Annotated in this window: 18 protein-coding genes; 14 read left to right on the top strand and 4 right to left on the bottom strand. The window is 72.6% G+C overall.

All coding sequences use genetic code 11. The features are described from left to right. Positions 1 to 37: 37 nt before the first annotated feature. Positions 38 to 286 carry a hypothetical protein gene (locus AB0J67_RS03665; RefSeq protein ID WP_363475859.1) on the top strand — a complete coding sequence of 83 codons (249 nt, stop codon included), beginning with the start codon at positions 38 to 40 and terminating at the stop codon, positions 284 to 286. Between the two features lie 50 nt (positions 287 to 336). On the opposite strand, the gene AB0J67_RS03660 is transcribed toward AB0J67_RS03665, so the two are convergent. The 3 genes from AB0J67_RS03660 to AB0J67_RS03650 form a co-directional block, all read right to left on the bottom strand. Beyond that, entirely contained in the window at positions 337 to 708 is a 372-nt protein-coding gene (locus AB0J67_RS03660) for a hypothetical protein (protein WP_363475857.1), read from the bottom strand. Then, positions 705 to 3,155: an AAA family ATPase gene (locus AB0J67_RS03655; protein WP_363475855.1), complete on the bottom strand. Its 2,451-nt coding sequence runs from the start codon at positions 3,153 to 3,155 to the stop codon at positions 705 to 707. The genes AB0J67_RS03660 and AB0J67_RS03655 overlap by 4 nt, the downstream gene beginning before the upstream one ends. 129 nt (positions 3,156 to 3,284) lie before the next feature. Next, positions 3,285 to 3,848 carry a DUF4352 domain-containing protein gene (locus AB0J67_RS03650; RefSeq protein ID WP_363475853.1) on the bottom strand — a complete coding sequence of 188 codons (564 nt, stop codon included), beginning with the start codon at positions 3,846 to 3,848 and terminating at the stop codon, positions 3,285 to 3,287. A gap of 354 nt (positions 3,849 to 4,202) precedes the next feature. Between AB0J67_RS03650 and AB0J67_RS03645 the strand changes: the two genes are divergently transcribed. From AB0J67_RS03645 to AB0J67_RS03600, 10 genes are all read left to right on the top strand, one after another. Beyond that, positions 4,203 to 5,000 carry a hypothetical protein gene (locus AB0J67_RS03645; RefSeq protein WP_363475852.1) on the top strand — a complete coding sequence of 266 codons (798 nt, stop codon included), beginning with the start codon at positions 4,203 to 4,205 and terminating at the stop codon, positions 4,998 to 5,000. 52 nt (positions 5,001 to 5,052) lie between these two features. After that, positions 5,053 to 6,168, top strand: a complete 1,116-nt coding sequence (locus tag AB0J67_RS03640; RefSeq protein ID WP_363475850.1) for a hypothetical protein — start codon at positions 5,053 to 5,055, stop codon at positions 6,166 to 6,168. After that, complete coding sequence (locus tag AB0J67_RS03635; RefSeq protein WP_363475848.1) at positions 6,165 to 7,649, top strand: hypothetical protein; 1,485 nt, start codon at positions 6,165 to 6,167, stop codon at positions 7,647 to 7,649. The genes AB0J67_RS03640 and AB0J67_RS03635 overlap by 4 nt, the downstream gene beginning before the upstream one ends. Beyond that, a complete protein-coding gene (locus AB0J67_RS03630) occupies positions 7,646 to 8,965 on the top strand; it encodes an AAA family ATPase (protein ID WP_363475846.1) in 1,320 nt (439 codons plus the stop codon). The genes AB0J67_RS03635 and AB0J67_RS03630 overlap by 4 nt, the downstream gene beginning before the upstream one ends. Before the next feature lie 234 nt (positions 8,966 to 9,199). Beyond that, positions 9,200 to 10,489: an extracellular solute-binding protein gene (locus AB0J67_RS03625; RefSeq protein WP_363475844.1), complete on the top strand. Its 1,290-nt coding sequence runs from the start codon at positions 9,200 to 9,202 to the stop codon at positions 10,487 to 10,489. A 44-nt stretch (positions 10,490 to 10,533) separates the two neighbouring features. After that, positions 10,534 to 11,559 carry a sugar ABC transporter permease gene (locus AB0J67_RS03620; RefSeq protein ID WP_363475842.1) on the top strand — a complete coding sequence of 342 codons (1,026 nt, stop codon included), beginning with the start codon at positions 10,534 to 10,536 and terminating at the stop codon, positions 11,557 to 11,559. Next, positions 11,556 to 12,482: a carbohydrate ABC transporter permease gene (locus AB0J67_RS03615; RefSeq protein WP_363475840.1), complete on the top strand. Its 927-nt coding sequence runs from the start codon at positions 11,556 to 11,558 to the stop codon at positions 12,480 to 12,482. The genes AB0J67_RS03620 and AB0J67_RS03615 overlap by 4 nt, the downstream gene beginning before the upstream one ends. Next, positions 12,479 to 13,069, top strand: a complete 591-nt coding sequence (locus tag AB0J67_RS03610) for a hypothetical protein (RefSeq protein WP_363475838.1) — start codon at positions 12,479 to 12,481, stop codon at positions 13,067 to 13,069. The genes AB0J67_RS03615 and AB0J67_RS03610 overlap by 4 nt, the downstream gene beginning before the upstream one ends. Further along, on the top strand, positions 13,053 to 15,071 hold the full coding sequence (locus AB0J67_RS03605; protein ID WP_363475836.1) for a beta-galactosidase: 2,019 nt from the start codon (positions 13,053 to 13,055) through the stop codon (positions 15,069 to 15,071). Before AB0J67_RS03610 ends, AB0J67_RS03605 begins: the two co-directional genes overlap by 17 nt. Beyond that, positions 15,068 to 16,531, top strand: coding sequence for an alpha-L-arabinofuranosidase C-terminal domain-containing protein (locus AB0J67_RS03600; protein WP_363475834.1), 1,464 nt, complete (start codon positions 15,068 to 15,070; stop codon positions 16,529 to 16,531). Before AB0J67_RS03605 ends, AB0J67_RS03600 begins: the two co-directional genes overlap by 4 nt. Positions 16,532 to 16,610: 79 nt before the next feature. On the opposite strand, the gene AB0J67_RS03595 is transcribed toward AB0J67_RS03600, so the two are convergent. Then, positions 16,611 to 19,190: a rhamnogalacturonan lyase gene (locus tag AB0J67_RS03595; protein WP_363475832.1), complete on the bottom strand. Its 2,580-nt coding sequence runs from the start codon at positions 19,188 to 19,190 to the stop codon at positions 16,611 to 16,613. A gap of 251 nt (positions 19,191 to 19,441) precedes the next feature. On the opposite strand from AB0J67_RS03595, the gene AB0J67_RS03590 reads away from it, so the two are divergent. The 3 genes from AB0J67_RS03590 to AB0J67_RS03580 all read left to right on the top strand — a co-directional run bounded on the left by AB0J67_RS03590 (position 19,442) and on the right by AB0J67_RS03580 (position 21,950). Beyond that, on the top strand, positions 19,442 to 20,560 hold the full coding sequence (locus AB0J67_RS03590; RefSeq protein ID WP_363475830.1) for a histidine kinase: 1,119 nt from the start codon (positions 19,442 to 19,444) through the stop codon (positions 20,558 to 20,560). After that, positions 20,557 to 21,210, top strand: coding sequence for a response regulator transcription factor (locus AB0J67_RS03585; protein ID WP_363475828.1), 654 nt, complete (start codon positions 20,557 to 20,559; stop codon positions 21,208 to 21,210). The genes AB0J67_RS03590 and AB0J67_RS03585 overlap by 4 nt, the downstream gene beginning before the upstream one ends. A gap of 80 nt (positions 21,211 to 21,290) precedes the next feature. Next, complete coding sequence (locus tag AB0J67_RS03580) at positions 21,291 to 21,950, top strand: DUF2306 domain-containing protein (RefSeq protein ID WP_363475826.1); 660 nt, start codon at positions 21,291 to 21,293, stop codon at positions 21,948 to 21,950. Positions 21,951 to 22,146: the final 196 nt, after the last annotated feature.

Raw genomic sequence — 22,146 nt, 5'->3', positions numbered from 1 at the left:
GCCGACTGCGCGCCCCGATATGAGCACCCTGACGGAGATGACGCACGAGGCGATGGTGGCGCGGTGGGAGCAGGGCCTCGTCACGCCGATGTCCTCGACGATGAACACCTTCGCCAAGACCGACGGCACCTGGTGGACCGTCAGCCAGGGCGCGTGGCAGCGGGTGTCGCAGACCGAGCGCAACGAGCGGCTCGACTACCACCACTCCCGCTTCGAGTCGAGCTGCCAGGCCAGGGGCCCGGCGGGGTCGGACTCACCGTGGGGCGTGGTCGGCCGCAGCGCCTGACCGGGGTTGCCGGCCGGGACAGCGAGCGTGTGCCCGGGCGTGCGACTCCATCAGAGGCCACCCACCAGCACCGTCACGGCGTCGTGCAGACGGCGCAGCTCGGCGTGGGTGGGTGCGGTCTCGTAGCAGTGGTGGTGGGTGGCGCGCGACAGCGTGCTCCAGGCGTAGGCGGCCTCCCGGGCCAGCGCCCGGTCCCGCCGCCGGCGCAGGAGCAGCAGCTTGGTACGCCCGCTGCCGTACGCGGCGACCTCTGGCGCGGTCCGGCGCCAGAACTCGTCGAGGGCCGTCTCCAGCGCGAGCCGGATCAGGCAGGCGCACGCCTTCGGCCACCAGCCGCCGTCGACCGCGCTCGCCCCGGCCCGGTCGCGGCCGCCGAGCATCCCGTCGGCCGCGGCGAGATACCGCTCCACCTGGGTGTTCATCGCATCCCCTCCGTGATCCGGCGCACCTGGCGGACGAGCCCCGGCAGGTCGCCCTGCCAGTGGCCGTGCACACCCTTGCGGCAGGCCTGGTACGCGTCCCCGGCGCCGCGCCCGAACCGGTTGTTCAGGCCGCGCAGCACCTCGTCGCCGCGCCCGGGATCGTCGAACAGCGCGAGCGCGAACGTCACCGCCACGCTCGATCCCGCCCTGTCCAGCGCCGCCTCGGTGGCGGCCACCGGCTCGCCCCGGGCCGCACGCACCCGCCAGACGACCCGGTGGCAGGCCGCCTCCAGCGCCGAGCGGCACAGCTCCGCCACGACCGGCGCGCGCACCTCGTCGGGCACGTCGCGGGACAGGGCCACCGCGTCGGCGTCGGACAGGTAGCGGCTGACCGGGTCGGCGGCCTCGCGCACGGTGACGACCGACCGCTCGGCGCGCACGACCTCGAGGATCTGCGCGTCGATCTCCAGGCGGCGTACGGCGTCGGGCAGGCGGCTGTCGTGGGTGAACACCAGCACCTGCCGGTCGGCGGCGAGGTCGGCGAGCACCCGGGCCAGGCCGTCGACCTTGGCCGGGTCCATGCTCTGCACCGGGTCGTCGATGACGACGAACCGGAACGGGCTCTCGGCCGCGCAGCTGCGCGGCAGGAACGTGGCCAGGCCGAGGGCCTGCAGCTCGCCCTGGCTCATCACGCCCAGCGCCGTGCCGTTGTCGGCTCCGTCGACGCTGACGTTGAACACCACCGAGCGGCGGGTGCCGGACCCCTGCAGCGTCATCCCGCCGAACTCGACGTTGCTCTCCTGGCGCAGCCAGCGCCAGATCTGCTGCGAGTGCGCCGCGAACGGCGCCAGCCTGGCGTTGCGGATCTCGTCGGCGGTCCGCTTGAGCCAGGCGCGGGCGGCCTTGAGGCGGGCCTGCTCGGCCTGCAGTGCCGGTTCGCGGCGGGCGGCGGCGGCCCAGGCGCGCAGCTCACCGGCCACGGCCTGCCAGGCGGTGTCGCGTTCGCGCAGGTACGCGGCGGACTCCTCGCGTACGAGCTCGGCGGCCTGCGCGACCGCGGGGTACCGGTCGGCCAGGTGCGCGGCCAGTTCGGCGGGTGCCCCGGGCAGCAGGCGCAGGGCGGCCACGGCATCGCGCAGCAGGGCGAGCGCCGCGCCGTCGCCGCCGGCCAGGTCGAGCGCCCCGCCGGCGGGCGGGTCGAGGTCCGCGGTGAGCTGGCGGGCGCGGCGGGTCAGCTCCGTGATCTGGGACGCGGCGCGGTTGGCCGACAGCGACAGGTCACGCAGCTCGCGGAAGGCGAGGTCGGCCTGCTCCCGCCAGGCGCCGTCCAGCGCGCCGGTGCGGCACACCGGGCACGGGCCGTCGCCGTTGTCGGCGTGGTGGTCCATCGCGAGCCGGAGCAGCTCAGCGGTGCGCACCGAGGCCTTGACCTGGCGCTCCTCGTACCCTCTGCTCTCCTCGGCGAAGGCGGCCAGCTCCTGGGACAGCCGGGCGACCACGGCCGGGTCGGGCAGGGCGAGCTCGGCGAGCCGCCGGTGCAGCGCGACGGCCCGGTCGGTGTCGCCGCCCACCGGCTCGGCCAGCACGGAGTCCAGCTCGTCGAGGTCGGGGGAGGTCGCGGCCAGCAGCCGGGCGGCCCGGCGGGCGCGGTCGTCGTCGACCTGGTCGAGGCCGGCACGCAGGGCGAGGCGGCGCTCGCGGAGGTCCTTGAGCAGCGCGTCGCCGGGTTTGGCGGCGGCCTGCAGGCGGCGGTCGGTCTCGGTGAGCAGCTCCAGGCCGAGGATGCCGTTGACGGAGTCGTGCAGCGCGGTGGACGTGCTGGTGACCAGGCGGCCGAGGTCACCGGCGGTCAGGAACGGCCGGTAGAGCCGCAGCGGCCGGGCCAGGCCCAGCGTGTCCAGACCGCCGGATTCGCCCTCGGGGGAGCTGACGGACACCGTCGCGTCGGTCAGCTCGCCCTCCGCGGGCCAGGCGCGCCTGATGCGGGTGGGCGTGGCCTGCCCGTCCATGCGCAGGTCCAGCGCGATGGCACAGGCGTCGGGCTGGTGCAGGTTGCGCCAGCCGCTGCGCCACACGCTGTTGCGGTCGGCCCAGCGGGCGCTGTCGCCGGTGAGTGCCAGCTCGATCGCCTCGGCGAAGCTGGACTTGCCGGAGCCGTTGCGTCCCACGACCAGCGTCAGGCCCGGCCCCGGCCGCACCGCCAGGGTGCGCCGCGGTCCCACACCGCGGAACCCGGCGACGGTGACGGCGTCCAGGTAGAGGTGGGCAGGCCGCGTTGCGGGGCCGTCCCCCGCCGGGTCGAGGCGGGTGGTGCGCCCGTCGAGGGCGGCACGCAGGTCGTCGTCACCGCCGACCGCGCCGAGCACGACATCGGCGACATCATCGGGTACGCCGTCGGCGGCGAGGCGGTCGAACAGCAGCTCGACCAGGGGTTCGTCGTGAGTCATGGCATCGCCTTCACTGAGAGTCGACGGGGGAGCAGGCGTCGCCGGCTTGGTATTCGCGCACCAAGCCGACCAGCCGCGCGCCGGGGGAAGGGTCCGGTGGCCCGCCGGCCACCGGACGAGCGGCGAAGGTCAGAGGGTCCAGTAGGCGGCGGGCTTGTCCGAGTCGAGGCCGACGCCATCGATCTGGACGCGGCCGCCGGTGAGCGCGGCTTTGGACACGTCGAAGACGATCTTCCCGGCGGTCTTCTGGCCGGTGGCCAGGTCAGTGGCGTCGAGGCCGGGCTTGAACCCGATGGTGAAGGCCCCCTCGAAGACGGTGCCGTCCTTGGCCACGAACTTGAAGTTGTACGGATTCGCGTGGTACGTCCCCTGCTTGCAGACGACGGTCACGTCGAGCACCAGGAAGACGCCCTTCTCGGGCTTGCTGCCGAACGAGCCGGGCTCCTTGGTGTGCTGCTTGGGGTTGGTGACGGTCACCTCGACCGCGGTCTTGTCGCCGAGCAGCTCGCTGCTGAGCGTGATGGTCTGGCCGACCTTGCCGACCGCGGTGGTCGGCTCCGGGGCCGCCTCGACGGACTTGGCGTCGCCGCCGGAGACCGAGGACGACGTGTCGCCCGCGCCGGCGCCGCAGGCGAGCATCGTCGCCGCGGTGACGGTGGCGGCCAGGGTCAGCAGGAACTGCTTGCGGTTCATGGAGGGTGTCTCCCTTTTGAGTGATGGATACGTCCGGTGGCCCGCGCCGGTCCGCGCTGACGCCCGGGGCGGCGGAGCGGCTCGGTGTGGTCCGACCGGAATCGGCCGGACCACGTCTGACCAGCGATGACGCCACCGACAGTGGTAATCAGTGGAGCTGACTGGTAAATGCTGGAAGAACGTGGAGGACTGTAGCGGGCCCGCGCAACGCTGTCCAGCGACATGCCAGGGGCCCGAAACTCCAGCAGCTCAAGAGACCTCCGGCCTCCGTGTGGGCTGGAGCGGTCCGCCGATCGTTCACTCTTCCGGGCTGGTTGTTGCTGGGAAATGCTGGAATGCGCTACGGTGTCGGGCGTGACCGAAGCAGCGGAGGCTCTCGAGCGACGCATCGACGAGCTGCGAACGGCGGTACGCCAGGCGGTGTCCGCCGGCGACACCGAACGCGCCCGCGCGCTGCGGGCCGAACTCCGCCGGGTCGAGAACGAATGGGACCTGGCCCTCGACGACATCGCCGAGCAGCAGGCCGAGAAGGCGGCCGCCCCCGCCCGGCCGTCGGCCCCGCTGCTGCCGCTGCGAGAACAGGTGCACCAGGCACTGGTGCTGCTGGGGGCGCCCGCCGCGCCGAAGCTCATCATCGCCGTGCACGAGGCGTTCCAGGTCGGCGAGATGGTCCCGGCCCGGCTGACCAGCCTGCGCCGCGACGAGGAGCGGTCCTTCCGCTCCGCGCCGAACTCGCGGCCCTACTACCTGTGCCCCGCGCTGACCCACGACCTGCTCGCACCCGCCCGCGGCCTGCTGGCGGTGTCGACCTGGCCGATGGAACGGCGCATCGTCGGCCCGCTCAGCCCGCGGGTCGACTTCCTCACCTCCGCGATCCGGCTCGCCGAACACGTCGGCCGGCTGCCCAACCCGTCGCCCGCGGCGCTGCGGCTGCTGTGGCGGTTCGCCGCGAACATCCCCGACGCCGCCGCGGGAGTCGACGGCATGACCCCGTCGAGCGTCGCGACGGCGGCCAGAGCCGAACTCGACATACACACCGACGCCGACCGGTCGCACCGCGAAGCGGCCGCCAAGCGCGCCAAAAGACAGCTCGACGACGTGCAGCAGCTGTTCGGCAACGTCCTGCGCGACGTCGGGGCTGCCGCGCAGTGACGCGGCCGCTACTGTCCTTACTTCCTGACGCTTCCCCCGCGAAGGAACACCAGTGCAGAACGACACCGACTCCCGCCTTCGGCGTGTCCGCGGGCCCGTGCAGCCCAAGCGGCACAACGCGCGCACCATCGCGGCGCTGACCAGCAACCCAGGCTGCGCCCGGCGTGGCGTGTGCGACGCCGCCGGTGTCGACAAGGACGCCCTCGCCGGACGGGTCGGGTTCCCGGCCCGCTTCGGCCAGTCGCAGTTCGCGATCACCCGTGGCAACGCGTTCGAAGCCCAGGTCAAGGCCAACGGCTGCGCCGAGCTGCTGACCCTGCTGCGCGAGGTGCTGCACCTGGACATCACCGAGGTCGGCTACACCGACCTCGAGGAGGCCGGCGGCAACGACAGCCAGGACGTGCGCCACGCCTACTCCCGCCGCACCCTGCTGGCCGCCGCGGCCGGTCGCGACGACGCCGGGACGCTGTTCGACCACCCGCTGCTGCGGATGGACGTCGCGGGCAACGGTGTCTACCTCGAGCCGGACCTGATCGCGTTCCAGTACGCGGGCATCTTCCACGTCATCGAGATCAAGTCGTTCGCGGTGATCGACGGTCAGGCCGACGGCGGCAAGGTCGCCTCCGCCGCGATCCAGTCCGCGGTGTACGTCCAGGCGCTGCGCACGCTGCTCGGCAGCGACGACGCCGTCTCGTCCGACATCGTGCTGGTCTGCCCGAAGGACTTCTCCAACAAGCCGTGCGCGACCAAGGTCGACGTCCGCAAGCAGCTCATCGTGCTGCAGCACCAGCTCAACCGGCTCGCGCGCATCGACGCGCTGCTCGACGCGCTGCCCGCCGGCGTGACCCTCGACCTGGCCAAGGACGACGCCGGGCAGCCGGTGCTCAGCCGCGCCGAGCTGGTCCAGGCGCTGGGCTGCATCGAAGCCCGGTACTCGCCCGAGTGCCTGGCCAGCTGCGAGCTGGCGTTCTTCTGCCGCGACGAGGCGAGCGGCCAGACCGCCGCGCTGGGCAAAAGCGTGCGCGAGGAGCTCGGCGGGGTCGAGACGGTCGCCACGGCCCTGGGCCTGGCCGCCGGGAGCCTGCTGCCCTCCGACGAGCAGGCGGAGATCACCGCGCTGCTGCGCGCCGCGTCGCGCATCTACCGCGAGTCCGTGGCGGCGGCATGAGCGCCATCACCTCGTACGCCCGGGCGGTGGCGGTCGCGGAGCAGGCCGCGCAGCCGATCGCGACGGTGCGCCACGTGCACCTCGCCGACCGGCCGCTGGTGTTCGTGCCGCTGACCCTGGCCGGTGAGGCCAACGCCCCGCTGGCAGCCATGGTCGGCACCAGCGAGGACCAGCCGACGCTGCTGGTGGTGCCGCAGCCGCGCGACCGCGACCAGCGGTTCGCGTTCGCCGGTGAGCTCGCCGACCTCGTCGTCGGCTACCTCAACTCGTGCTGCGGTGCCGCGGACGAGATCAAGGGGCAGGTCTGCTACCGGGCCGCGCCGCAGCTGCTGGTGCCCAACCCGGCTGGGATCGGGTTCGTCAAACTGTTCGGCCGCTCCACCCGCTTCCGCAGCACCACCGGTCCGTACGCGGTCACGCCCCACGTGCCGCTGCTCGGGCGGTGGCTGACCTGGTTCGCCGAGCGCGCCGAGCACCCGGGGTCGGCGAACCTGCTCGCCATGACCGAGCTGCTGTCGATGCACTGGGCCACCGGGCAGAGCGCCGTCGAGGACGCCAACCTCGCCGCACAGCTCGGCTGGATCAGCCCGCCGCCGGGCCGCACCGGGCCGCAGGCAGCACGTGAGGCCGAAGACCCGCTGCGGTGGCCGCCCGCCGGCCCGACCACCGACCCCGTGTTCGACAACGAGATCCTCGCCCCGGCCATCCGCAGCTACAGCGGCACCGAGCCCGGCTCACCCGGCCAGGCCCGCGCCGTCGAGCGGCTGCGGCACGTGCTGCACGGGCAGCTCGAGCCCACCTGGCGGCTGATGTGGCGCGGCCTTGCCAAGCTGCGCGAACTCGAGCCGGGCGCGTCCGTCGAGGGCCGGTGGATCAACGACCGGCTGCGGTTCACCAGCTTCCAGGAGTACGTCGTCAACGGCGGCCTGCCGCAGGCCAGGCGCGACGGGGCCATCGCCGCCGCGCGCAGGCTCAACCGGCTCGAGCGGGCACAGGTCGAGTACGACGTCGCCCGGGCGCTGGACGATCCGCTGGTCATGGCCAACCACCGTGCGGCGGGGGAGGCGTTCCTCGGCACCGTCGTCGAGGTCGAGCGGGAGCGGCGCATCACCAACGCCAACGGCAACAGCGTCACCCGTCCGCTGGTCGTGCTGCGTACCGGCGATCCGGTGCTCATCGGGCGCGGAGCCGAGGTCAAGGCCGTCAGCCGGCAGTCGCAGAAGGCCGTGGTCGTCTCCGTCGACCGGCAGGACGACGCGGTGCTGGTGACCCTGGAGATGCAGAGCGGGTTCGGGCGGTCCAAGACGCCGCCGCCCGGCAGTGTGCCCGAGGACGGCGAGACGCTGGTCTACACCTCGGTGCTGTCCGACAGTATTCCCTCGCCCAGGCTGCCCGACGCCGAGGACACCCCGTGGACCCACGGTGGGCCGCCGCAGCCGTACGTACCCAGCGACGACGACGCCACGGAGGTGTGGGAGTGACCGCCGTCAACCCGGCCGCCCAGGCCGAGCAGGTCATTCAGGCCGTGCTCGGCGACCTGCGTTCGGGCGCGCACCGCGGCGTGGTCGTCGACTCGCCGCCCGGCGCCGGCAAGTCCACCCTGGTCGTACGAGCCGCGGCGGAGCTGGCCACCACCGGCGAGCCGCTGATGATCGTCGCGCAGACCAACGAGCAGGTCGACGACCTCGTCGAACGGCTGGCCGGGCCGCTGGCCGACGCCGTGCCGGGAGCGCGGGTCGGGCGGCTGAGCCGCAGCGGCTACGAGGCTCCGGCGCGGATCGCGGGACTGCCCAACGTCGACGTCGACAGCGATCTCGCCGCGCTCGGACGGCCCGCCGTGACCATCTCCACCGCGGCGAAGTGGGCACACGTCAAGGACCACACGTGGCGGTGGGCGATCGTCGACGAGGCGTACCAGATGCGCTCGGACGCGCTGCTGGCGATCGCGCCGCGGTTCGAACGGGCGCTGTTCGTGGGAGACCCTGGGCAGCTCGACCCGTTCTCCACGGTCGACAACGACCGGTGGCGCGGGTTGTCGTGGGACCCGATGCAGAGCGCGGTCGCGGTGCTGCTGCGCAACAACACCGACCTCCCGGTGCACCATCTGCCCGTGTCGTGGCGGTTGCCGCACTCGGCGCAGAAGGTTGTCGCGGAGGCGTTCTACCCGTACACCGGCTTCCGGTCCGGGACCGGTCCGGGGGAGCGGCGGCTGACGTTCGCGACCAAGGGGTTCGGGGACACCTCGTATGACCGGGTGCTGGAGCACGCGGCGCAGACCGGGTGGGGGCTGCTGGAACTGCCGGCGCGGCACACGATGCGTACCGACGCCGAGGCGGTGTCGGCCGTGGCGGAGCTGGCGCGGCGGCTGCTGCAGCGCGGTGCCACCGCGCACTCGGAGCGCGGGGACCAGGCGGTGACGGCGCGGCGCATCGCGATCGGGGCCGCGCACCGGGACCAGGTCGCCGCTCTTCGGGCCGCGCTCGGGGATGACGAGGTAACGGTGGACACCGCCAACCGGCTGCAGGGGCGGGAGTACGACGTGACGTTCGTGCTGCATCCGCTGTCGGGGCGGCGGGACGCGACAGCGTTCCATCTGGAGGCGGGGCGGTTGTGCGTGCTGGCCTCGCGGCACCGGCACGCGTGTGTGATGGTGGCGCGGGCCGGGATCCGGGAGCTGCTGGACGCGCATCCGTCGAGCGAGCCGGTGCACCTCGGCGAGCCGGTGAAGTTCCCCGATGGATGGGCTGCCAACCAGACGGTCATGGCGCACCTGGACGGCCACCGCGTACGCGCCTGACGCGTAGGTGGGGAACAGAACCTCGTCGCGGCCGAGAAGTGCTGGACGCGTGCCTTGCCGCACCCGCTTCTGAAACGTTCAACCAATCAGATGGTGCAGATCGTGTCTTGACAGGACTCTTGCGTAACACATAGGTGTTCATTATTGTGGGCGAAAGCGCTTTCCGGGCGGCGTACCAGGGGTTCGTCTCGGCGGCTGCCCATGAGCAGTGCGCGTCCAGAAAGGACACCATAAATGAAACGATTCAGAATCGCGGTGGCAGTCGCCGCGAGCGCCGCCCTCCTGCTCGCCGGCTGCAGCAGCGACCCGGAAGGCCCGAGAGCCGATTTCGATCCGAACGCCGCGGTCACCCTCGACCTCGCGTTCTGGGGCAACGACACCCGCGCCGGCTTCTACAAGAACGCGATCGCGAAGTTCAACGAGAAGTACCCGAACATCACCGTCAACTCGACCTTCCTGGGCTTCCCGGAGTTCTGGGAGAAGCGCCAGATCGAGGCGGCGGGCCGCGACCTGCCCGACGTGATGCAGTTCGACTACGCCTACCTGCGCCAGTACTCGCAGAACAAGCTCCTGCTCGACCTCAAGCCCTACCTCGGCAAGTACATCAAGACCGACGGGTTCACCGAGTCGACCCTGGGCATCGGCGTCGTGAACGGCGTGACGACCGCGCTGCCGATCGGCACCAACGCCTGGGCGATGTTCACCAACACCGCCCTGCTGAGCAAGGCGGGCGTCGCCGCGTACGCGGGCGGCACGTCGTGGGACGAGTACGCGACGTGGATGGACTCGGTGAAGAAGGCGGGCGGCGGCTCGGTGTGGGGCGGCTCCGACCCGACCGGCCGCATCCAGAACTTCGAGATCACCCTGCGGGCCGGCGGCAAGAACCTGTTCAACGACGCGGGCGAGCCGCAGTTCACCAAGGCGGACCTGACCGACTTCTGGAACCGGGGCGCGCACGTGCGCGGCACCGGCGCGACGATCCCGACCAAGCGCCTGCTCGAGGTCGCACCCAAGTCCGGCTTCGGCGCCGGCCTGACCACCAGCGAGCTGACCTGGGACAACTTCGGTGCCGGCTACGCCGGTGACCTCGGCATCGACGCGAGCGGCCTGGCGATCACCGCCCCGCCCGCGACCACGGCCGGCGCGAAGGACCTGTACCTGAAGCCGTCGATGCTGCACGCGATCTCCGCGAACACCGAGCACCCGGAGGCGTCGGCGCTGCTGGTCGACTTCCTGCTCAACAGCAAGGAGGCGGGCACCGTCTTCGGCACCAACCGCGGGCTGCCGGCCTCCTCGACGCACCTGGCCGGAGTCCAGCTCGACCCGCTGTCGCAGAAGATCCTCGACTACGAGAGCTCGATCAAGGACCGGCTGGGCCAGGCGCCGCCGGTGCCCGTCGTGGGCTACGGCTCCATCGAGGAGAAGTTCCGGCAGCTGGGCGAGGAGCTCGGCCTGGGCACGGTCACCGTCGCGCAGGCAGTGGACCAGTTCTTCAGCGAGATGGAGACCATTCTCAAGAAGTAGGCACCTGCGCCGCACCCGTCGGGACCTGAACGAGCGGAGAATCCATGGTGACAGCCCCTACTCCCGCGGGGACGCCGACGGCGCGCGACTCCGGCCGCACGGCGGACCCCCGTGCGGCCGGAGCGTCCGGCGCGGGCAGGGCGCCCGAGCCGCGGCGTCGCACCTCGCGGGGCGCCGCGGCCACGGCCCGGCGGGAGACCGTCGCCGGGTACGGATTCCTTGTCCCGTGGCTCGTGGGGTTCTTCGGCCTCACCCTCGGGCCGATGGTCGTCTCGCTCTACCTGGCGTTCACCCGCTACGACATCTTCACCGCGCCGGAGTGGATCGGCTTGGGCAACTTCACCCGGCTGTTCACCGACGACCCGGTCTTCCTGCGGTCGGCGAAGGTGACCCTGGAGTACGTCCTCATCGGCACGCCGGTCAAGCTCGCCGCGGCGCTGGCGATCGCGCTGCTGCTCAACGCGGTCACCCGCGGCTCGGGGTTCTTCCGGTCGGCGTTCTACGCGCCGAGCCTGATCGGGGCCAGCGTCTCGGTCGCGATCGTGTGGCGGGCGATGTTCGCCGGCAACGGCCCGGTCGACAGCTCGCTGCAGCTGTTCGGCATCGAGCTGGGCGGCTGGGTCGGCGACGTCGACCTGGCCATCCCCATGATGATCATCCTGGTGGTATGGCAGTTCGGCGCCCCGATGGTCATCTTCCTGGCCGGTCTCAAGCAGGTCCCCACCGAGCTCTACGAGGCGGCCGAGGTGGACGGCGCCGGCCCGGTTCACAAGTTCTGGAAGGTGACCGTGCCGATGCTGTCGCCGGTCATCTTCTTCAACCTGCTGCTGGAGACCATCCACGCCTTCCAGGTGTTCGGGTCGGCGTTCATCATCTCCAACGGCTCGGGCGCACCGGGCGGCCAGCTCAACTTCATCACGCTCTACATGTACAAGCGCGGCTTCGCCGACATGCAGATGGGCTACGCGGCGGCCATCGCCTGGGTCGTCCTGGTCGTCGTCGCGGTCATCGCGCTGGTCATGTTCCGCAGCGCCCGGTCGTGGGTCTATTACGCGGGAGACAACCGGTGACGGCAGTCGAGCACCTCCAGCCCGGACACGACGCCGCCGAGCGCGCCCCCGGTGACCCCGCCCCGGCGCCCCGGCGCCGCAGACGCCGGCGCAGCCTCGCGGCCACGGCCGTGTGGTACCTGGCCCTGCTCGTGCTCGCCGCGGTCGTGCTCTACCCGCTCGCCTGGCTGGTCCTGGCCACCTTCAAGCCGTCCAGCGAGTTCGGCCAGAACAGCGGGATCCTGCCGTGGCAGCCGACGCTGGACAACTACGCCCGGGTCTGGGACGGCATCGCCGGCATCCCGCTGTGGCGCTACGGCCTCAACTCGCTGCTCGTGGCGTCCCTCGCGGTCGTCGGCACGCTGGGCTCCAGCGCGCTGGCCGGGTATGCCTTCGCGCGCGTGCCGTTCAAGGGCTCCGGGGTCCTGTTCGCCGCGATGATCGGGACGCTGCTGCTGCCCTTCCACGTGATCATCATCCCGCAGTACATCATCTTCAACCAGCTGGACCTGACCGACACCTACGTCCCGCTGCTGATCGGCAAGTTCCTCGGCACCGAGGCGTTCTTCGTGTTCCTCATGGTGCAGTTCATCCGGAACATCCCGCGGGAGCTGGACGAGGCGGCCCGCATCGACGGCGCCGGGCACCTGCGCATCTTCTGGTCGATCATCGTGCCGCTGCTGCGCCCGGCCCTGGTCACCGGCGGGATCTTCAGCTTCATCTGGACCTGGAACGACTTCCTCGGGCCGCTGATCTACCTCACCTCGCCGGAGAACTACACCCTGCCGGTCGCGCTGCGCCTCTACAACGACGCGACCAGCACCTCCGACTACGGCGCCACCGTCGCCGCGTCCCTGCTGTCGCTGATCCCGGTGCTGCTGTTCTTCCTGATCTTCCAGCGGATGCTGATCCGGGGCGTCGCCACCCAGGGGCTGAAAGGATGAGAGCGCGGCTCGCCACCACCGGCGGCTTCGCGCTGTTCGGCGAGGTGCTGCTGACCGGCGTCGCCGTCGCGCTGCTGGCCCTGCCGCTGCTGACACTGCCGGCCGCGCTCGCCGCCGGGATCGGCCACCTGCGGCGGTACGTCGACGAGCAGGGCTCTCCCTACGCCGCGCTCTGGCGTGACGCCCGGGCGGCCGCCGCGGGCGGGGCGGTGGTCGCGGCCGCCGCGCTGCTCGGCGCCGTGGCGGCGGTGTTCGCGATCGGGCTGGCGGGGGCCGACCCCACGCCCGCGGGCACCGTGATGGCGGTCGCCGGCTGGCTCGCCCTCGGCCTGGTCGCCACCGCGGTGGTGCTGGCGGCCGGGGCGTGGACCCCGGACGGCGGGTGGCGGTGCGCGGTCCGGGGGCTGCGCGACCAGCTCGACGCCGACCTGGGCGCGGCGGTCCACGTGTTCGTCGCCGTGGCGCTCACCGCGGTGCTGACCTGGCAGTTCCTGCCGCTGATCGTCCCGTCGCTCGGCATCGTGGCGTTCGCGGTCGTCGCCGTGCGGCTCCGCTCGCGGGAAACGCTTCGTGACCGGGGAGCGTGACCGGCGCCGCGCGCTCGGCGGGGTGCTCTACGGCGCGGACTACAACCCGGAGCAGTGGCCCGCCGACGTCTGGCCCGAGGACGTCGCCCTGATGCGGCAGGCCGGCGTGACCTGCGTCAGCCTCGGCATCTTCGCCTGGGCGCGGATCCAGCCGGCCGAGGAGGTCTTCGACTTCGCCTGGCTCGACCGGATCCTCGACCTGCTGCATGACGGCGGGATCGGGGTCAACCTCGCCACCGCGACCGCGTCGCCCCCACCCTGGGTCAGCGACCGCTACCCCGAGATCCTGCCCTGCGACGAGAGCGGCGCCCGCTACTGGCCGGGCAGCCGCCAGCACTTCGCGCCGTCGTCGCCGCGCTACCGCCAGCTCGCCGCACGGCTGGTGCGCCGCATCGCCCGTCGGTACGCCGAGCACCCAGCCGTGGTCATGTGGCACGTGGGCAACGAGTTCGGCTGCCACCTGCACGCGGACTTCTCCGACGCCGCGCGCGACGCCTTCCGGGACTGGCTGCGCGGCGCGTACGGCCACATCGGCGCGCTCAACGACGCCTGGGGCACCGACTTCTGGTCGCAGCGCTACCACGACTTCGACGAGGTCCTCCCGCCGCGCAAGGCGCCCTACAGCCGCAACCCGTCGGCGATGCTGGACTTCCGCCGGTTCACCTCCGACATGTGGCTGCAGTGCTACCTGATGGAGCGGCAGATCATCCGCGACGCCGGCGCCGGCCAGCCGATCACCACCAACCTCATGGGCCCGTTCAAGCCCGCCGACTACGCCCGGTGGGCGCCGCACCTCGACGTGATCGCCGACGACTGCTACCCGGATCCGGCCGACCCGCACGCGGTGCGCCACGCGGCGTTCCAGCGGGACCTGGTGCGCAGCCTCAAGCCGGGCGTGCCGTGGCTGCTCATGGAGCAGGCGGCCGACGCCGTCAACTGGCGGCCCTACAACCTGGCCAAGCGCCCCGGCCGGCTGGCCGCCGAGACGGCCCAGTGCATCGGCCGGGGGGCCGACGGCGTCATGTTCTTCCAGTGGCGGCAGTCCCGCGCGGGCAGCGAGAAGTTCCACTCCGCGATGCTGCCGCACGCCGGCACCGACACCCGCACCTGGCGCGACGTCGTGGCCCTGGGCCGGACCGTCGCCGCCCTGCCCGCGCTGCCGCCGCCGGGACGCGACGCGCGGGTGGCGCTGGTCTTCGACTGGGAGAACTGGTGGGCCGTCGAGGAACGCGACCACCCGACCACCCTGGACTACCTGGAACTGGTCCGCCGCTGGTACAGGGCACTGCACCGCCGGCACCTGATGGTCGACGTCGTCGCCCCCGAACGCGTCGACGGCGCCTACGACCTGGTGATCGCACCGCAGCTGTACCTGCTGCGCGAGGACGGCGCCGCCGCGCTCGCATCCTTCGTCGCGGGCGGCGGGACACTGCTGGTGACCGCCTTCTCCGACGTCGTCGACGAGCACGACCGGTTCCGGGACGGCGGCTTCCTCACCCAGCTCGGACCGCTGCTCGGCATCCGCCTGACCGACTTCGGCGTGCTCGTCCCGCCCGGCGGCGTGGGGGTGGGGGAGCGGACGGCACCGTTCACCGACGCGCGCGGCACCGCGGTCGGCACGCTGCTGGCCGAGGAGATCCACGCCGTCGACGCCGAGGTGGTGGCCGTGTTCGGCTCCGGGGCGCCGGCCATGACCAGCCGCGCGGTGGGGGCCGGTCGCGCGCTCTACCTGGCGACGATCCCCGACGAAGCCGGCACGCGGCACGTGGTGGACGGGCTGATCGAGCTGACCGGTGTCCGGCCGGTCGTGGCGGGCCTGCCGCCGTTCGTCGAGGCGGCCCGGAGGGGCGAGCTGGTGACGCTGGTCAACCACGGCGACCGGCCCGTGACGATCGCCGTCGCCGGCACCGACATACTCGCCCATGCCGGTGTCGAACACATCGACCTGGAGCCCGAAGGTTTCGCCTTCCTCCGGGTCCCCACGTCAGAGGAGTCACCATGATCACCGTCGCGGAAGGCGCCCGGACCCACCGGATCGACCGGCGGATCTACGGCCAGTTCGCCGAGCACCTGGGCCGGTGCATCTACGAGGGGATCTGGGTCGGCGAGGATTCGCCGATCCCGCACCGCAACGGCATCCGCTCCGATGTGGTCGCCGCGCTGCGGGCGATCAAGGTCCCCCTCGTCCGGTGGCCGGGCGGCTGCTTCGCCGACGAGTACCACTGGCAGCGGGGCGTCGGGCCGCGGTCCGAGCGCCCCGCCATGATCAATACCCACTGGGGCGGGGTGGTCGAGTCCAACGCCTTCGGCACCCACGAGTACTTCGAGCTGCTCCACCAGCTCGACGCCGAGGCCTACATCACCGGCAACGTCGGCAGCGGCACCGTCGCCGAGATGCGCGACTGGGTCGAGTACATCACGCTCGACGGCACCTCGCCGATGGCCGACCTGCGCAAGCGGCACGGGCGCGAGCAGCCGTGGCGGCTGCCCTTCTTCGGCGTCGGCAACGAGAGCTGGGGCTGCGGCGGGCACATGACACCGCTGCACTACGCCAACCACTACCGGCAGTACCAGACGTACGTGCGCCGGTACGGCGAGCTGCCGATCTACAAGATCGCGTGTGGGGCGAACAACGACGACTACGAGTGGACCGAGGTGCTGATGGCGACCGCCGGGACTCTCATGGACGGGCTGAGCCTGCACTACTACACGATCCCGAGCGGCGAATGGGACGCCAAGGGCTCGGCGACCGACTTCGGCGAGCGCGAGTGGTACGCCACCATCGACCGCACCCGGCAGATGGCGACCCTGCTCGAACGCCACTCGGCCATCATGGACAAGCACGACCCGGCCAAGCGGGTGGGGCTGATCGTCGACGAATGGGGGACCTGGTACGACCCGACCCCCGGCACGAACCCCGGCTTCCTGCACCAGCAGAACACGATCCGCGACGCCGTGGTCGCGGCGCTGAACTTCAACATGTTCCACCGGCACGCCGACCGGGTGCGGATGACGAACATCGCGCAGATGGTCAACGTCCTGCAGGCGATGCTGCTCACCGACGGCCCCGACATGATCAGGACGCCCACGTACTGGGCGTTCGACCTCTACACCGACCACCACGACGCGTGGTTCGTCGACGCCCGGCCCGCGCCGGGCGACGCACCCGGCAGGATCGGCGTCCACGGCGAGTACACGGTGTCGTGGAGGGACGACGCGTACACGATCTCGGTGACCAACGCCGGCCTGGGCGCCGACATCCACGTCGACGTCGAGCTGCCCGCGCGGGTCACCACCGTGCACCGGGCCGCGATCCTGTCCGGGGACAGCGCCTCAAGCCACAACACGTTCGCCGCTCCGGACACGGTGCGGCCCGCCGACTTCGCGGACTGCAAGATCGACGGCTCGCGGCTGCGGCTGGCCGTGCCCGCCCGCAGCATCGTCACGATGCGCGTGGGGTAACGGTCCCGCGGGCCACGCGCCATGCGCCGCCTGGACCGGCTTCGGCTTCCCGAAACCGGCCCAGGCGGCGTCATCCGGATCAGGACAGCATCTGCAGGACGGTCCCGGCCTGGTACGCCAGCGCCGTGCGGGCCGCCGGCGAGACGCCCCGCCCGTCGAGCTCCCGCACGAAGCGCCGCAACGCACCGGCCGCCGCGTCGGCGTGGCCCCCGTCGGCGTGCCGGTCCGCCTCGGCCAGCAGCGGGGTCAGCCGCCGGGCGTCGCGGTCGCTCACGTCCCCGCTGCGCACGTACCCGTCCAGGGCGTCGCGCAGCACGTCCACGCTGCCCGGGGCCCAGTAGTCCGGCACCGGCACGCGCGCCCAGTCGACGTCGGCGCCGAGGTGGAAGCCCGGGTACGCGGGCTGGTTGTAGGACGTCTGCTGCCGGGCCACGTCGGCCCGGTACTGCGGGTCGTGCATCAGGGTGAACAGCTTGCGGTCGGTCACCTCGGTGCTCAGGTGGATCCGCAGCGCGGTGCTGTCCGCCGTACGCAGCAGCAGCTCCTCCCGCCAGTCCCCGAGGACGTCCGCGACCAGCGACGGGTTGCCCTTCGTGCCGTTGTTGGCCAGGGTGCCCTCGGCGCTGAGCAGCCGGCCGCGCCGCCAGTCGTCGATCGTCGGCGTCTGCAGCACCGTGGTCGCCGTGCCGTTGACGAGCTGGGTGGTCATGTCGGCCGCCCAGCGGATGCTCATGTTCGTGCCGGGCGTGGTGGGGGCGAGCAGGTCACCGCGCGCCGAGAACAGGCCGATGCCCAGGTCGGCGGCGTTCGGTGGCATGGCCGGCCACACCTCCAGGCCGCGCACCGCGGGGTCGACGTCGCCGACCATGCCCCGGCCGGTGTCCCGGCCGGTGTAGTCCCCGAAGATCACTTCGCCGGTACGCGCGTCGCGCAGCGTGTGCCCGTACGGGGCGAACGTGCCGCCCTCGTGCACCATGTACGTCTCGAGTCCGGGGCGGTCCGGGTCGACGTCGGTCACGTGCAGCGCGTCGCCGTGGCCGAGGCGGACCACCGCGCCCGGGTCGGCGCTGCCCGGCGGGAGCGGCGCGAACGAGCTGTAGAGCAGGCTGCCGTCGTCGTCGATGGTCGCCCCGCCGTAGACGATCTCCTGCCTGCCGTCGGCGTCCACGTCGGCGACGCTGAGCGAGTGCGCGCCCTGCGTGGTGAGCGTGGCGAACTCGGGGTCGGTGCCGTCCCGGCCGTGCGGGGAGTCGTTGAACGGGTTGGCCATCGGCACCCAGCCGCTGTCGACGAACCAGTCCTCGGTCAGCCGCCTGCCGTTCCAGTGGTAGGCGACCAGGGTGCTGCGGGTGTAGTAGCCGCGGGCGAACACGGCGGAGGGCCGCCTGCCGTCCAGGTACGCCACCGTGGCCAGGAACCGGTCGACGCGGTTGCCGGGCTCGATGCGCGCCATCGCGTAGTCGCCCCACCGCAGGCCGTCGTCGTAGCGGCCGGGCTTGTAGCGGATCGTCTCCAGCTCGCGGCCGGTGGCGCCCTCGAAGACGGTCAGGTACTCCGGGCCGTCCACGATGAAGCCCTGGAACGCGCGCAGCACGTTGCGGGCGCTCCGCGCGGGGGCGTACACGTCGATGAAGTGGTCGGCGAGCGCGCGGGCGTCCGCTTCGGACAGCGGGTAGGAGTACGCCGGCGCGATGCCGAAGGCCTCCTCCAGCGTCGCCGGCCAGTTGCCGGCCACCACCTCGGGGTGCCGGTGCCAGCCGAGGAACATGTCGACCACGTGGTCGTAGTAGCCGGCGGCGCTGAGGCGGTAGTCGTCGGTGTGCGCGTAACCGGCCGCCCGGTCCTGCCGCGGCATCGTGATGTACCGCTCGGACGCGACGCCGCCGTCCGGCCGGTACCTGACGACCTTCGTGCCCGGTGCGGTCTTGAACATCAGCTCCGCCCGGCCGTCGCCGTCGAAGTCGTACACCAGGAACTGGACGTAGTGGGCTCCGGCGCGGACGTTGACGCCGAGGTCGATGCGATGCAGCAGGGTGCCGTCGAGGGTGTAGGTGTCGATGTAGACGGGGCCGGTGTAGCCCACCTGGGAGACGTCCTTGGAGTTGGACGGGTCCCACTTGACGACGTACTCGTACTGCCCGTCACCGTCGACGTCGCCGACGCTCACGTCGTTGGCCGAGTAGGTGTACGCCTCGCCGGTAGGGGTGACGCCGTCGGGCGGCTTGCGCAGCGGCAGGTCGTGGTGGCCGCCCGACCAGGGCGAGACCTCGTCGCTGAGATCGACCTCGGCATCGCCGACGACGGCGGCGACCCGGTAGGCCGATCCTGCCGTGCCGTCCCGGTCGAGGTGGTTGGTGCTGTCGCTGACCGTGGCGATGCGCTGCCCGTCGCGGTACACGTGGAAGGCCGGGCCGGCCAGGCCGGTGGCCGTGCGGCCGGTGACCTCGTGTCCGCGCAGCCGCCAGCTCAGGAACACCCCCTCGGCGGTGGCCGCGGCGACCAGGCCGCGGTCGAGGTGTTCGAGCTGGACGGCGGGCAGGCCGTCGGGGTGGTCGCGGCCGCCGGCGGATGCGGCGGGTCCGGGCAGGACCAGCGCCGCCACGCAGGCGGCGGCCACTGCCGCGTACGGGATGGTGCGGGGTCGGTGCCGAGGACTCATGCGTGATCTCCTCGTGTAGGTGGCGCCTCGCCGCCGCGGGAACGCGGGCTACGGAAAGCGCTTTCAGGAATCTGAAACGTTACAACTATCGATGGAGCGGGAGTCGGTGTCAAGCGCACCGCGTGACTCGGCAGTACGAGTGCGGTCAGCGTCCGCAGCCGCCGCCGGACACTCCAGAACATGAAGAAACGGGCTGATCGGTCATCCCTTCGGCCGATCTGGCACCCAGCGTCCGCTCGTACCATCGGGTCGTGCCCGGACTGTCCCTCTGGCGCGAGCCGCGCCCGGTGCCGGTCCCGCCCCACGGCCGGCGAGACCACCTCCTCGTCGGCGCCCTGCTCGCGCTGACGATTGCCGAGGCCCTGCTCCGCCCCGGGCTGCCGGCCGCTTCACTGCTGCTCACCGCCGCGTACACGGCGACCCTGCCGTGGCGGCGCGAGCACCCGCTGCCGATGGTGCTGCTCGCCTTCGGCGCCGGCGCGCTGGTCTCACTGCTCGCCCGGGACGCGGTGCCCGACACGTACACGATGGTCTACCTGCTGCTACTGCCGTACTCACTGTTCCGCTGGGGTGCTGGCCGCGACATCGTGCTGGGCGCCGCGGTCATGCTCGCCGGCATGGGGCTGTCCGCGCTGACCCGCAGCACCAGCCTCGCCGACTCGCTGGGCGGCCTCGCGGTGGTGTCGGCGGTGGCCACGGCCGGGCTGGCCCGGCGCTACCGGATGCGCGCCCGAGCCCGCGAGCTCGACCAGGTGCGCCTCGTGGAACGCGCCCAGCTGGCCCGGGACCTGCACGACACCGTCGCCCACCACGTCTCCGCGATCGCGATCCGCGCCCAGGCCGGCCTGGCCGCCGCACCCGCCCGGCCGCAGGCCGCCACCGACGCACTCCGCCTGATCGAGACCGAGGCGTCGCGCGCGCTGGCGGAGATGCGCGCCATGGTCGACGTGCTGCGCCGGGACGAACCGGCCGGCTACGCCCCCGAACCGGTCGCCGGCGACCTGCACCGCCTGGCCCGCCCGCCCGGCGACGGCCTTCGCGTCGACGTGCACGTCGACGGCGACCTGGCCACGGTGCAGGCACCGCTGGGCGGCGCGCTCTACCGGATGGCGCAGGAGTCGGTGACCAACGCCCAGCGGCACGCACGGCAGGCGACGCGCGTCGAGGTGCAGGTCAGCGTGGACGATCGGTCGGTGCGGCTGCGGGTCGGCGACGACGGCTCGCCCGCCAGGGACACCGGCAGGGGGTACGGGTTGACCGGGATGAGCGAACGGGTCCAGCTGCTGGGCGGTGTGTTCCGGGCCGGACCTGATCCCGCCGGCGGCTGGAGCGTCGCCGTCGAGCTGCCCCTGGCCGGACCGGCCCGATGAGCATCCGGGTGCTGGTCGCCGACGACCAGGAGCTGATCCGCACCGGCCTGGCGATGATCCTCGACGCGCAGCCCGGTGTCGAAGTGGTCGCCACCGCCGCCGACGGGCTGGAGGCGGTCCGCCTCGCCGAGCGGCTGCGCCCCGACGTCTGCCTGCTCGACGTCCGGATGCCGGTGCTGGACGGGATCGGGGCCACCCGCCGCCTGGCCGGCCCCGGCGTCGCGCAACCGATCCCGGTCGTCGTCATCACCACGTTCGACCTCGACGAGTACGTCTACGGCGCGCTGCGCGCGGGCGCGCGCGGATTCCTGCTCAAGGACGCCGGGCCGGCCCTGCTCAGCCAGGCGATCCACGCCGCCGCCCACGGCGACGCGCTGATCGCGCCCAGCGTGACCACCCGGCTGCTGAGCGCCTTCGCCCGGCACGACCCGACCGCGGCACCCCGGCAGCCGTTCGAGCCGCTGACCGACCGGGAGGAGCAGGTGCTGCGCGCGGTGGCCGCCGGGCACACCAACACCGAGATCGCCGCCGACCTGTTCATCAGCCTCAGCACGGTCAAGACGCATGTGGCCAGCCTGCTGACCAAGCTCGGCGCCCGCAACCGGGTCGAGATCGCGATCTGGGCGTACGAGACCGGCCGCAAGGCCTAGTCCCAAAGGCCGGGCAGGTGCCGCCGACCCGAGCCGCAAGGGCGATGGAAGCGCGGGTTCGCGGACTCACCATCGACCACGTGACCACACGTTCCCGCCTCGTCCCGATCTCTCTCGTCGCCCTGAGCCTGGTCCCGGTGGTGGCCGGCGCCTTCCGGGTGACCGAACTCGCCGCCGGCGCGCCGATCGACGACGGCAACGCCCGGTTCTTCGCGGCGCCGGTGCCGGTGGTGCTGCACATCGTCGGAGCCACCGTCTACTGCCTGCTCGGAGCGTTCCAGTTCGACGCGGGGCTGCGGCGGCGTCGGCCGGGCCGGCATCGCGCCGCGGGGCGGGTGCTGATCCCGTGCGGCCTGGTCGCCGCGCTGAGTGGCATGTGGATGGCGGTCTGCTACGAGCTGCCCCCGGTCGACGGCACCGGCGTGATGCTGCTGCGGCTGGTGGTCGGCGGTGCGATGGTGCTGTCCATCGTGCTGGGCTTCGCCGCGGTCCGGCGGCGGGACTTCGCCGGGCACCGGGCCTGGATGATGCGCGGCTACGCCCTCGGGGTGGCCGCCGGCACGCAGGCGTTCACCCACCTGCCGTGGGCGGTGGCCGGGGTGGCACCGGACGAGCTGGGCCGGTTCGTCGCCATGGCCGCCGGCTGGGTGATCAACCTGGCGGTGGCCGAATGGCTCATCCGCCGCTCCCGGCGCGGGCCGGTGCCGGCCCGCGCCGCCGTGGCCAGGCCGGTCGGCTGACGTCGGCGAAGGGCACGTCAGCGAACCTGGTGACCGTGCGGTGGCCGTCGGATGCGCCTGCGCTGACAGCGGCGCGAGCTGCGGTCCAACGATCCGTTCGCCCGGGTGGGCGTGCTGCTGGACCGGCGTCGGCGCCGTCGTCGTCGGCCGACGTGGGGCGCGCGCCCGTGACAGGCGTGTCACGGTCGGACCGGCC

Source organism: Catellatospora sp. NPDC049609, assembly GCF_040675365.1.
Taxonomy (GTDB): Bacteria; Actinomycetota; Actinomycetes; order Mycobacteriales; family Micromonosporaceae; genus Catellatospora.
Note: the sequence above shows the minus strand (reverse complement) of the source record. Positions and strands in the feature narration are given on the sequence as shown.

Bases quoted from the DNA above. Each gene is read 5' to 3' on its own strand.
- AB0J67_RS03665 (WP_363475859.1), top strand. From the start codon at position 38: ATGACGCACGAGGCGATGGTGGCGCGGTGGGAGCAGGGCCTCGTCACG.
- AB0J67_RS03660 (WP_363475857.1), bottom strand. From the start codon at position 708: ATGAACACCCAGGTGGAGCGGTATCTCGCCGCGGCCGACGGGATGCTC.
- AB0J67_RS03655 (WP_363475855.1), bottom strand. From the start codon at position 3,155: ATGACTCACGACGAACCCCTGGTCGAGCTGCTGTTCGACCGCCTCGCC.
- AB0J67_RS03650 (WP_363475853.1), bottom strand. From the start codon at position 3,848: ATGAACCGCAAGCAGTTCCTGCTGACCCTGGCCGCCACCGTCACCGCG.
- AB0J67_RS03635 (WP_363475848.1), top strand. From the start codon at position 6,165: ATGAGCGCCATCACCTCGTACGCCCGGGCGGTGGCGGTCGCGGAGCAG.
- AB0J67_RS03625 (WP_363475844.1), top strand. From the start codon at position 9,200: ATGAAACGATTCAGAATCGCGGTGGCAGTCGCCGCGAGCGCCGCCCTC.
- AB0J67_RS03620 (WP_363475842.1), top strand. From the start codon at position 10,534: ATGGTGACAGCCCCTACTCCCGCGGGGACGCCGACGGCGCGCGACTCC.
- AB0J67_RS03610 (WP_363475838.1), top strand. From the start codon at position 12,479: ATGAGAGCGCGGCTCGCCACCACCGGCGGCTTCGCGCTGTTCGGCGAG.
- AB0J67_RS03600 (WP_363475834.1), top strand. From the start codon at position 15,068: ATGATCACCGTCGCGGAAGGCGCCCGGACCCACCGGATCGACCGGCGG.
- AB0J67_RS03595 (WP_363475832.1), bottom strand. From the start codon at position 19,190: ATGAGTCCTCGGCACCGACCCCGCACCATCCCGTACGCGGCAGTGGCC.
- AB0J67_RS03585 (WP_363475828.1), top strand. From the start codon at position 20,557: ATGAGCATCCGGGTGCTGGTCGCCGACGACCAGGAGCTGATCCGCACC.